This window comes from Streptomyces sp. NBC_00984 (genome assembly GCF_045162475.1).
In the GTDB taxonomy this organism is placed as follows: domain Bacteria; phylum Actinomycetota; class Actinomycetes; order Streptomycetales; family Streptomycetaceae; genus Streptomyces.
In genome coordinates this window covers 4,842,934-4,854,629 of record NZ_CP108734.1, presented here as the reverse complement: position 1 = coordinate 4,854,629, position 11,696 = coordinate 4,842,934, and the positions used below count along the sequence as shown (strand labels likewise).

9 protein-coding genes and 1 tRNA gene are annotated in these 11,696 nt (G+C 66.3%); 8 read left to right on the top strand and 2 right to left on the bottom strand.

Features of this window, described 5'->3' with window-relative positions:
* The first annotated feature begins 40 nt into the window (after positions 1-40).
* From OG520_RS21620 to OG520_RS21610, 3 genes are all read left to right on the top strand, one after another.
* On the top strand, positions 41-781 hold the full coding sequence (locus OG520_RS21620; protein ID WP_406014260.1) for a sugar transferase: 741 nt from the start codon (positions 41-43) through the stop codon (positions 779-781).
* An 88-nt stretch (positions 782-869) separates the two neighbouring features.
* The gene (locus OG520_RS21615; protein WP_399329291.1) at positions 870-3,137 is read left to right on the top strand and encodes a (Fe-S)-binding protein; all 2,268 of its coding nucleotides are present in this window, start codon (positions 870-872) and stop codon (positions 3,135-3,137) included.
* A 187-nt stretch (positions 3,138-3,324) separates the two neighbouring features.
* Entirely contained in the window at positions 3,325-4,284 is a 960-nt protein-coding gene (locus OG520_RS21610; RefSeq protein ID WP_406014259.1) for a Yip1 family protein, read from the top strand.
* A gap of 77 nt (positions 4,285-4,361) precedes the next feature.
* Here the strand turns inward: OG520_RS21610 and OG520_RS21605 are convergent, their stop codons facing one another.
* Positions 4,362-4,871 (bottom strand): phosphoribosyltransferase, encoded by a 510-nt coding sequence (locus tag OG520_RS21605; RefSeq protein WP_399329289.1) that lies wholly within the window; start codon positions 4,869-4,871, stop codon positions 4,362-4,364.
* A gap of 6 nt (positions 4,872-4,877) precedes the next feature.
* A complete protein-coding gene (gene dcd / locus OG520_RS21600; RefSeq protein ID WP_072487843.1) occupies positions 4,878-5,453 on the bottom strand; it encodes a dCTP deaminase in 576 nt (191 codons plus the stop codon).
* Between the two features lie 467 nt (positions 5,454-5,920).
* On the opposite strand from dcd, the gene OG520_RS21595 reads away from it, so the two are divergent.
* The 5 genes from OG520_RS21595 (at position 5,921) to OG520_RS21575 (ending at position 11,596) form a co-directional block, all read left to right on the top strand.
* Positions 5,921-5,994 (top strand) — tRNA-Gly (locus OG520_RS21595).
* 833 nt (positions 5,995-6,827) lie between these two features.
* Positions 6,828-7,364 (top strand): DUF6507 family protein, encoded by a 537-nt coding sequence (locus OG520_RS21590; RefSeq protein WP_406014258.1) that lies wholly within the window; start codon positions 6,828-6,830, stop codon positions 7,362-7,364.
* A 128-nt stretch (positions 7,365-7,492) separates the two neighbouring features.
* A complete protein-coding gene (locus OG520_RS21585; RefSeq protein WP_406014257.1) occupies positions 7,493-9,697 on the top strand; it encodes a hypothetical protein in 2,205 nt (734 codons plus the stop codon).
* A 12-nt stretch (positions 9,698-9,709) separates the two neighbouring features.
* Positions 9,710-9,997, top strand: a complete 288-nt coding sequence (locus tag OG520_RS21580; RefSeq protein WP_365750825.1) for a hypothetical protein — start codon at positions 9,710-9,712, stop codon at positions 9,995-9,997.
* Positions 9,998-10,168: 171 nt separating this feature from the next.
* Positions 10,169-11,596, top strand: a complete 1,428-nt coding sequence (locus OG520_RS21575; protein WP_406014256.1) for a DUF6177 family protein — start codon at positions 10,169-10,171, stop codon at positions 11,594-11,596.
* Positions 11,597-11,696 lie beyond the last annotated feature (100 nt).

Genomic DNA, 11,696 nt, shown 5'->3' with positions numbered 1-11,696 from the left:
CCGGCACTCGAACCGCCGAGAACCCAGGCAGGTGCGAACGATGCAGACGCAGAGGCAAAGGCAGAGGCAGAGGGCAGTACGCGCGCGGGCGCGGGCACAGCGGACACGGACGTGGACGCGGACGTGGACACGGAGGTGGCAAGGGGAGCGGCGTCGGGAGCGGCCGTCGGCCAAGCGCGTACTGGACCTGACCCTCGGCTCGGCCCTCCTGGCCCTCGCGGCCCCCCTGCTCGCCGCGGGCACCCTCGCCCTGGCGGCGCGGCGACCCCCCGGCGGCGTACTGACCCGCTCACCCCGGGTCGGCCTGGACGGCCGTGTCTTCGTACTGCGCTCGCTGCGCACCCGGCGACTGCGGCTGGACCTGCTCTCCAGGCTGCCGCACGTCGTACGGGGAGACCTCTCACTGGTCGGCCCGGCACCCCTGGCGCCCGACGAGGAGGACGGACCCCGCGTCCAGGGCGAAACCCGCACCCCGGGCTCCGGCACCTCCCCCGCCGCGAGACACTGGCGGCATGAACTGAAGCCGGGCCTCACCGGCCTGGCGCAGGTGCACTCCCGCTCCGGGATGCCGTGGGACGAGCCGGCCCTGCTGGACCAGCACTACGCCGAGCATCAATGGGTGGGGCTGGACCTGGCCATCCTGGTGAGGGCCGCACACGCCCCGCTGCGCCGGGCGGCCCGAGGGCTCGCCCGGCCCGGCAAGGGACACCTGAGCGACACAGATCACCGCCTGTCCGGCTACAGCACGGCAGAAGAAGTGGGTAGTGTCAGCACAGACTGATTAAGTTACTGCTTAGTAATCACGGATAATCGCCAGTACTCGCTCATTGACGCTGGATCCCACCCTCGCAGGCCCGAGGAGCCCCCAAATGCAACTCGCCGCGATCATCGTGTCGCTGGTTCTGATCGTGGTCGGCGTGGCCCTGTTCCTCCGCGCCCTCCTGCAGATCTACAACTTCATGCGGCTCGGCCAGAACGTGCCCGCGGGCACCCGCACGGACGAGCCCGCGCAGCGCACCCTCACCGTGGTCAGGGAGTTCCTCGGCCACACCCGGATGAACCGCTGGGGCATCGTCGGTGTCGCGCACTGGTTCGTGGCGGTGGGCTTCTTCTCCCTGCTGCTGACGATCGTCAACGCCATCGGCCAGCTCTTCAAGGCCGACTGGCTCCTGCCGATCATCGGCGACTGGGCGCCGTACAACGTCTTCGTCGAGTTCATCGGCACGATGACCGTACTCGGCATCCTGACCCTGATCGTGATCCGCCAGCTGGCCCATCCGCGCAAGCCGGGCCGCAAGTCCCGCTTCGCCGGGTCCAACTTCGGCCAGGCGTACTTCGTCGAGGCCGTCATCCTCATCGTCGGTGTCTGCATCTTCATGCTGCACGCCCTCGAAGGCGCCCAGCACCACGTCGACGGCTACGAGTCCTCCTTCTTCATCTCGTATCCGGTCGTCAACTGGCTGGAGGGCATGGACGTCTCCACCCTCCAGAACCTCACCTACTTCTTCGCCGGCCTGAAGATCGCCACCTCCTTCATCTGGATGATCACGGTCGCCCTGAAGCAGGACATGGGCGTCGCCTGGCACCGCTTCCTGGCCTTCCCGAACATCTGGTTCAAGCGGAACGCCGACGGCGCCACCACGCTCGGCGAGCTCCAGCCGATGACCTCGGGCGGCAAGGAGATCGACTGGGAGGACCCGGCCGAGGACGCCGTCTTCGGTGTCAGCCAGGTCGAGCAGTTCTCGTGGAAGGGCCTGCTGGACTTCTCCACCTGCACCGAGTGCGGCCGCTGCCAGTCGCAGTGTCCCGCCTGGAACACCGGCAAGCCGCTCTCCCCCAAGCTCCTGATCATGTCCCTGCGCGACCACGCGCACGCCAAGGCCCCGTACCTGCTGGCCGGCGGCGGCAAGGACATGGAGGGCAACGAGAAGGCGACCGCGGAGCAGCTGAAGGACGTCCCGGCCGCGGCTCTCGCGGAGGCCGAGCGCCCGCTGATCGGCACGGTCGAGGAGAACGGCGTCATCGACCCGGACGTGCTGTGGTCGTGCACCACCTGCGGTGCGTGCGTGGAACAGTGCCCGGTCGACATCGAGCACATCGACCACATCGTCGACATGCGCCGTTACCAGGTGATGATCGAGTCCGCGTTCCCGTCCGAGGCGGGCACGATGCTCAAGAACCTGGAGAAGAAGGGCAACCCCTGGGGCCTGGCGAAGAAGCAGCGCGTCGAGTGGACCAAGGAGGTCGACTTCGAGGTCCCGATCGTCGGCAAGGACGTCGAGGACCTGTCCGAGGTCGACTACCTGTACTGGGTCGGCTGCGCCGGCGCCCTGGAGGACCGGGCGAAGAAGACCACCAAGGCCTTCGCCGAACTCCTCCACATCGCGGGCGTCAAGTTCGCGATCATGGGCGGGGACGAGAAGTGCACGGGCGACTCGGCCCGCCGCCTGGGCAACGAGCCGCTGTTCCAGCAGCTCGGCCAGGAGAACGTCGCGATGCTGAACATGGCGTTCGGCGAGGACGACGAGGACGACTCGACGAAGAAGGCGAAGGCCGCGAAGAAGATCGTCGCCACCTGCCCGCACTGCTTCAACACCATCGCGAACGAGTACCCGCAGCTCGGCGGCGAGTACGAGGTCATCCACCACACCCAGCTGCTCCAGCACCTCATCGACGAGGGCAAGCTGATCCCGGTGACCCCGGTCGAGGGCCTGATCACGTACCACGACCCGTGCTACCTGGGCCGTCACAACAAGATCTACACCCCGCCGCGCGAGATCATCGCGAAGGTCCCGGGCCTGCGGAACGAGGAGATGCACCGCCACAAGGAGCGCGGCTTCTGCTGCGGCGCCGGTGGCGCCCGGATGTGGATGGAGGAGCGGATCGGCAAGCGCATCAACAACGAGCGCGTCGACGAGGCCCTCTCCCTCAACCCGGACATCGTCTCCACCGCCTGCCCGTTCTGCCTGGTCATGCTGACCGACTCGGTCAACGGCAAGAAGAACGACGGCAAGGCGAAGGAGTCGGTCCAGGTGGTCGACGTCTCGCAGCTGCTGCTGGACTCCGTGAAGACCCCTGCCGACCCGGCCGGCGAGACGGAGTCGGCGGACGAGCCGGAGCCGGAGCCGGTGAAGTAATCCGTTCCGTCGCGCGACAGAAGCGGCCGGACCTGCCTCGGGGGCGGGACCGGCCGCTTCTGCCTTCCCGCGCCCCTGGGGCAGTCCCCCCGGGGTTCCCCTAGGGGATGTCACAGCTCGGCCGCAATGGCGGCAGGTTCCCCAGGCCCTCTGACCGCACCGGCCCGGACCAGGTACGTTCGATGACGTGGCTGGATTCAGGATCGGACGCGGCCGGGACAACCGCACCCCGCAGCAAGCGCAACAGCAACCGCGGCAGCAGCCGTACGGCACACAGGCACCACCGCCGTACGGCCAGCAGCCCTGGCCGCAGGCAGGAGGCAACGCGGCCCCGCCCCCGTACAACAACGGCGGCTACGGCAATGGCGGCAATGGCGGCTACGGCAACAACGGCAACAACGGCAACGGCTACAACGACGGCGGCCACGGCGAACCGGAGTACTTCGGCGACCCGTACAACCAGCCCCAGCACCCCCACGGTTCCCCTCAGCAGGGCGACCCGTACGCCAACTCCCCCGGCCACACCCAGGCGTTCAGTATCGGCGAGGACCCGTACGGCCCCGGCGACACCTACCGCGCCGGCCAGGCCCCCGCCCAGCCCTCGGGCCCCCGACTGCGGTGGAAGGAACTGCTCACCGGCATCGTGCTCCGCCCGGGACCGACGTTCTGGCAGATGCGCGACTACCCCGTCTGGGGTCCGGCGCTCATCGTCACGTTCCTGTACGGCCTGCTCGCGCTCTTCGGCTTCGACCAGGCCCGGGACGACGCGATCCACGCCACGATCTCGACAGCGGTGCCCTACGTCGTCATCACGGGCATCGGTTTCGTCATCGGCGGCCTGGTCCTGGGCGCGGTCACGCACACGCTCGCCCGCCAGCTGGGCGGCGACGGCGCGTGGCAGCCGACGGTGGGCCTGTCCATGCTGATCATGTCGATCACGGACGCGCCCCGGCTGATATTCGCGCTCTTCCTCGGCGGCGAGAACTCCCTGGTCCAGATTCTCGGCTGGGTCACCTGGCTGGCCTCGGCCGCGCTCTTCACATCGATGGTGAGCAAATCGCACGACCTGCCGTGGCCGAAGGCACTGGGCGCGTCCGCGATCCAGCTGATCGCACTGCTGTCGATCATCAAGCTGGGCACCATCTGACGCCCACCGGCCCGCCCGCCCAAGGACACCGAAAACCCCCGGCACGCACAATGCGCCGGGGGTTTCTCACATCCTGCTCAGGCGTCCAGAACCTGCCCGCTGCGCCGCACGACGGGCTTGTCCACGCTCCACGGGAAGTTGATCCAGCGGTCGGTCTTCTTCCACACGTATTCGCACTTCACGAGCGAATGCGACTTCTCGTAGATGACCGCGCTGCGCACCTCGGCGACATGATCGATACAGAAATCACGCACCAGCTTCAGCGTCTTCCCGGTATCGGCGACGTCGTCGGCGATCAGGACCTTCTTGTCCGAGAAGTCGATGGCATTCGGAACGGGCGCCAGCATGACCGGCATTTCCAGGGTGGTGCCCACCCCGGTATAGAACTCCACGTTCACCAGATGAATGTTCTTGCAGTCCAGGGCGTAAGCGAGCCCGCCGGCGACGAATACCCCGCCGCGAGCGATGCTGAGCACGACGTCGGGCTCGAACCCGTCGTCCGCCACGGTCTGCGCCAGCTCACGCACAGCGCGGCCGAACCCCTCGTACGTCAGGTTCTCCCGCACGTCACTCACATCACCGCCCATCGGGCATCACACCTGGGTCCGATGGAAATTCATGAACGAACGCGACGCGGTCGGCCCGCGCTGGCCCTGATACCGCGACCCGTACCGCTCGGAGCCGTACGGGAACTCCGAGGGCGAACTCAGCCGGAACATGCACAGCTGCCCGATCTTCATCCCCGGCCACAGCTTTATCGGCAGCGTCGCGAGATTCGACAGCTCCAGCGTCACGTGCCCGGAGAAACCGGGGTCGATGAACCCGGCGGTCGAATGCGTCACAAGCCCGAGCCGCCCCAGCGAACTCTTTCCCTCCAGCCGCGACGCAAGATCGTCGGGCAGCGAGATGACCTCGTACGTCGAAGCGAGCACGAACTCACCGGGGTGCAGGATGAACGCCTCGTCCCCGTCCGGCTCGACCATGCGAGTCAGATCGGCCTGCTCGACGGCCGGATCAATATGTGGATAGCGGTGGTTCTCGAACACCCGGAAGTAGCGGTCGAGCCGCACATCGATGCTCGAGGGCTGCACCATCGACGCGTCGAACGGATCAATGCGCACACGTCCGGCGTCGATCTCGGCCCGGATGTCCTTATCTGAGAGAAGCACGCCCCGAGGATACGCAGAACGCGCGGGCCCACCCCAATCCGGGACCACCCGCGCGCCTGCCACCGCCGCTTACCGCCGCTCGAACACCACGGGCACGGCATGCCGCAACCGCGCACAACGCGGACAGCGAATGAGCCGCCCGGGACCGATCCGCCCGGCCCCGAGATGCTGCATCGGGAACGAAGCGGTAGCGAAAACGTGCCCTTCGGCACAGCGGACGACGGTGCGCTCCATGGAGTCCATCAAGTCCCTTCCCCAACAAGCCTTGAACGAGAAAGCCACATTAGGGGATGAACAGGACGCCACTCCAGGCGGCACTCCGACCACCCACGCTACGCCCCCAACTCCCGCCCACGGCACCCGCATCCACTCTCCACGCATAGCAAAAAGGCCCCACGGCTCAAACGCCGGAGACCTGCGATGGGGTACAGTATGGGACGGTAGGCGCCGCTCGAGCGGCACGCTTCGCGGGTGTAGTTTAATGGTAGAACATGAGCTTCCCAAGCTCAGAGCGCGAGTTCGATTCTCGTCACCCGCTCCATGACGAAGGCCCTGGTCAGAGACCAGGGCCTTGTTTGTTGTCTGAGACCTGCTCCATGCGTAGCGTGCCATATCCGTGCCAGATGCCCAGTGGTCCGCCGCTGTGCGCCGAGCCCGTACGAGCTGGTCGACGATCCGTGTCCGAGTACTGATCGGCAGTGTGGCGCTGGACCGGGCAGAGAGGGTCTGGCCTGTGAGCCGCGGGACTCCCTCCTCCGCCACGAACAGCAGCCCGTCAGGCTCTTCCTCCGCGAACCGGTCGAGGAGCCGCGCCGAGCTCCCTGCGGAGGATGGCCGGAAAGTGGATCGCGAGGACATCCACTGTCGACTTGGTGTCGCCCTCGCCACCAGCCCCGGAGCAGCCTTGGCGAACCGTCCGGCGAGCGGGGCGTGAGCGCCGAACTCCGGCGCAAGGCCATCTGCCCTTCGGAGCGCATCGGCCCGCAGGCGCGGAAGCAGCCAATCAGCCGCCGCCGGCCCAAGGCCTTGTCAAGATGGCGGAACAGGACCTGCCCAAGTGCATGGGCCGACTCCCGCCGAGGTCAGCTGCCATATCGTCCCTGCCGAGCGCGGCTGCTCATCTGTCTGGCCGAGCCGCACTTTGCCGCAACTGCATTGCAGCGGTGGCTGATTCCATGATGAATACCACTGCTACGGTAAAAGGTATGTGGACGTTCCTCTATCCACTTTGCAAGTGGTAATGCGCTGTTGATAGACATGACGCACCGGTGCAGGCCGTGGTGATCGGACGGCGGGCCCTGGGAAGCGACGGTGTCCAGCTCGTGAAGTGCGGTGTGATCAAGCGGTGTTGACCGGACCGATGACTGACACGAGATGGTGACCGAGACCTGCTTGATCATCGCGCGCTCGACGTTGGGGTACAACGACGGCACGGCGCACCAGGCGCCGGTCAGGGCCACGGCCGCCGTCGAGGCCATCGGCGGACGCCGGGGCACTGGGAAAAGACGATTACGGAGCGGGGGGACCGTGTCCAAGTGGGACATCAAGCCGGATGGCGTTCGTGGAGTCCTGAGCAGGACAGCCGAGGTCGGCGGCGAGTTCGAGGAAGAGTTCACGTCGTACGGCGAGGGATTGCTGGGCGCCGCGACGTGTGCGGGAACGATGGTTCTGGGCGGGACCGAAATCCCCAAGGGGGGCGCGTTCGGCCCCGTGGCTCAGGCGTTGCAGGAGTTCCAGGACCATACGAACGGCGAATTGAAATTTCTTGCTGTCCGGACGGGGAAGTCCATCTCCGGGGCACGCCTGGCCACTGAGGAGTACATCAAGGGCGACCTGGAGATGGCAAGGAACAAGCAGAAGGAGTACTCCAAGGCTCCGACTCCGGAAGAATTGAAGGGTCTCAAGAAGTGATTGACCTGGAGAAGATACCGACCTTCACGGGCGATCTGGAGGCCTTGGAGACGCAGGCGACTTCACTGAAGACAACTGCCTCCAGCATTCGCGGTACGGGCTAGGACACTCACAACGCTTTCCAAGCCTTGGACGCGGTCTATGACGCTCCCGAGCAGGAGGAGTTGCTCAATTCGACCGTCCCGGTGCGGGACAAGGCGGATGAGTTCGCGAAAAAGCTGGAGTCCGTCAGTGGTGCGTTGACAGAGTTCGCTTCGACCGCCCGTCCGCTGGTGAACAAGATGAAGCATCTCCGCGAGGATGCGGAGAAATTCGTCGCGGAGAACAAGGAAGACGACGACTGGCAGAAGGACCAGGACAAGATCGACGAGAACGCGCGTCTTGTCCGTGAGGTCGGTACGACATGGGTGGCGTTCCAGGGCGTTGAACGTGATGCGGCCAACAAGATCACTTCATTGGTGGGTGGTACGCGCTTCGTTGTTGATGACGGCTCACACAAGGCCGGCATGTATGGCTTCAAGGAGAGTGACGTCAAGGATGCCAGGGAAACGCCTTGGGGGACGGCCGATGAGCGTGAGTACACGGGGCTTCGGGCTGCGTGGGAGTGGACGAAGGGCCATGTCGGCGGTGGGCTGAAGGGGTTCTTCGTCGACGGTGTCTGGGGCACGATCAAAGGCCTGGGCAGCATGGTCAACGTGTTCGACTGGGACAACTTCAAGAAGACCTGGTCGGGCATCGGTAGTGTCTTCGGCGGGATCAGCGCCTACATCATCACGCCGTATGACTGGGCGATGGACAAAATGTTCGGCCCGGTCGACCACAGCGACCGTGAACAGCAGAAGGCGGCTCTGCGCAACTTCGGCAAGTCGCTGGTCGCGTGGGACGAGTGGGACAAGGATCCCTCGCGGGCGTTCGGGACGGTACTTTTCAACGGTGCGACGCTCGGTTCGGGCTCATTGCTCAAGCTCGGCAAAGCCGGAAAGCTGGGTGTGGGCGCGAAGGCCGCGACCGTGATTGGCAAGGCGGGCGCACTCGCCGATCCGATGAGTTACCTCGGCAAGGCGGCGGGTGTCACCAAGCTGAAGGTCGGCGACTTCATGGAAGGCCTCAAGGCCAGCCAGGCCGGCATCGACGACATGGCCCGCAACGCACCCACCGAGGCTCTGCCCCACCCGGGCGGAGCAGAGCCACTTCCCGGCCGTGAATACGTCGACCACGCGGGCAACAAGCGCATCATCGGAGCTGATGCGTACATCAGGGACGAGCACGGCAACGTCGTACCCGACAGCCAGCCAGTCCGGGAGCCTCACAAGGACGACCTGCCCAACCCGCATGAAACCAGCCCCGCCGAGGAGAGGGTGCTCGAGGGCGCGGGTGGCCCCAGCCACGCGGAGAACGCAGCAGGCCACCCAACCAGCTCGGCGCACCAGGCGGGAGTCAGCGCCACACACGAGACTCCCTCGGCGGCCAAGGCCAACCACACCCTGGGAGGTACGACCCTCCACTCCCCAGGCGGCACGGCCGACAACGCGGTCCACAACGGCCACACGGCACCAGGTGACAATAGCTCCGGGCCTCCCGGGAGCACTGGCACCAGCGCAACGGGCGGGGAAACCACCGCCCATAGCGAACCCCACACAACGGGCGGAGACGGCCACGGCTCGGGCGTCCCCCACCAGGAGGACAGTGGGAGCCACGGCGCCCCGGGCGGCTCCGATGCAAGCGGGCATGGCGACGTACCCGACTCTTTGCAAAGTGGTTCGAAACACCAGCCGATGGACCCGAAGGCGGTTGACGAACGCATTACGGAGTTGGACGACCGACAGGGAGGACAGGGCCATGCACCAGGCCGACACCTCTACCCGAACGACCAAATCCTGACCGACCGACTCGGCACGGTTCTCCGAGACAGTAACGGGGCGCCAAAGCTGTACGGGCCGAACTCGAACTATCCAGGGCTGGTAAAGTCCGAAAATAACATCGACCCATTGACCGGCACTACGGTGGACGGTGTGACCGGCGGCGCACACCGAGTCGGCGCGTTCGCGACGCGTTTCGACAGCGCGGAAGACATGGTGCACGCCGACGCCTACTTCCGCGAAGAAATGGCACGCACCGGAAGTGAACCGATGGAGACACCGATCAGTGATGTGCTCGGGCCCGAATCCGAGAGGCGATTCACGGGCTACTATCGCGACCCCGCCAACCTGAACGAGTTCAAGCCGGTGGACTTCGAGGGTGGAACCATCGTGCCTGTATACCGACTAATGCCCGATGGGCAGTACCGCCTGCACACCATGTTTGCCAACCCGGCCCCGGGTCGGCATCCATAGAGAAGGATTCCAATGGACGCACGTTTCAAGAATTTCATCAGAGTGAACCTGGATCTTGAGCGAGGATATGAGACGAGTGGCGACCTGAGGCCCACCCTGTTGAGCTTCAGTGATTCATATGTGGATTTGATCCGTTCGGGATTCGAAGAGATCATTTCAGATGACTCATTTGGGCCAGCCGAATACGAGCGACTTACCGATATCGAATTTCCCGACAGAGAAACCCTTCGAACCTACCTTCGCGATATGTATGATTATTTGTTCAATAATGCGCCGGAGCAGCCACTGCCGCCCGGTTAGCCAGGTGTGGGACTTCGAAACCCTTTTCTAAATGAAGACCGACATTCTGGTGGAGCAAATGAGATCGGGCTCAAGGCGCCCCACATCAGCGACGATCAGGGACCAGATCTCACCAATGCAGTGCTCGGCTGGGTACCCGACCCGGTCCACGCTCCCCTGGGGAAGTACCTCATGACCAAAGACGTGATCGCGCTCACCGAGCACGTGCCGGACGCGTTGAGCGTTCTGGCGGGCCTGCTCGCGGGTGGCCCGGACCTGCTGGTCGAGACCGCCGGCCAGGGTGCCGTGGTCCAGCTGTGTGACGCCGGGGGGCGGCCGCTCGTCTCGATCGAGGTGCCGCTGCTGCTCCAGGTTCAGGGTGAGGCGAACCGGCTGCTGGGGCCCGGCGTCGAGCCGCCGGGCGACGGTCCGGCGTGGTGGGTCGAGGCCCGCGCCGCCGCGGGCGTCCCCCAGGCCGAACAGCTCGCGGGTGCCTTCGCAGCCCGGCTGACCATGCTCCTGGGCGGCAGGGTCTGGCCGCCGGACGCCCCCGGCACCGTCGGGGCGGCCCGCCCGGTCGATGTCTCCGGCGTCACTGCCGTACCGGCCCCCGCTGCCGCCCAGCCGGCCGTCGACATGCTCACCGACAAGGCTGCCGTCGTACTCCAGGACCGACCGGTCGTCCCCATGACCAGCTGGCTCTCCGAGGCGCTGCGGGCCACCGTGGACAGCGACCGGTCCCTGCAGATCGTCACCCCACCGCACTGCCGTCTCTCCCTGCCCACCCGCATGCTGCTGCAGTCCACACCCTCGCGCTGGGTGGTCCAGGACGAACGGTGCGGCTATTACGACGGACTGACCGGCGCGGTACTGCGCTGGCAGGACGACGCCTTCTCCCCGGCCCGGGACGAAAGCGGTGAGACTCCGGTGGCAGAGGCCTTCACAGAGGTTCGGCCCAGCGGCGAGCGCCAGCTCGTCGTTTCCTTCCGCACCCTGCACCCTCCCAGGGCGGACCTCGTCCTCGGCGGCGCGCTGGAAGCCGCCTGGCAGGCGCTGGCCGGTGGCCCGCCGGCCGGCTGGGGAACATCGGAGCTGGCCGGTCTGGCCTGGTCGAGGCGGCAGCTGACCGAGCTGGCGTACGAACGTGCCCCACGGCCCACCTGGACGGTGGTCGTCGGCGCCCCAAACCGGCCCGCCGTCGCCACCCTGCGAGTGATCCGCACCCCGGAGGGCGTGGAGGAGGACATCACCCTCACCGTGGGGCACGGTGAGGGTGAGAAGCCGGCCCTGGAGGCACTGCCGGAGCTGGCCGACGAACTGGTGACCCGGCACGGACTGAAGACCATGCTGTGCCAACTGCGCGCGGCACGCCGGGACCTGAGCACCCCGCCCCACTTCGAGCACCCGCCGCTGCCCTACGCCTTCGTACTGGGCCCCGCGGAGGTCCGGGAAGCAGGACGCGACACCGCGAGCAGGACACCGCTCAAGGAACGCCCGGTGCAACTGGGCCCGAACGCCCGGCCCGGCTTCTACTACCCACTCGGCGACGGAGAGACCCCCGAGAACTGGTACGCACTCGAGCAGCTCATGCGCCACCTGCGAGGGGCACCGCCCGCCTGAACAATCACGCCCGGTGCGCTCGGTCGCGCGCTGCGTCCGACCGGAAGACGGACATGCTGGTGCCGACGTGCCCCGCACAGGAGCGACACCCCGCTTCCCG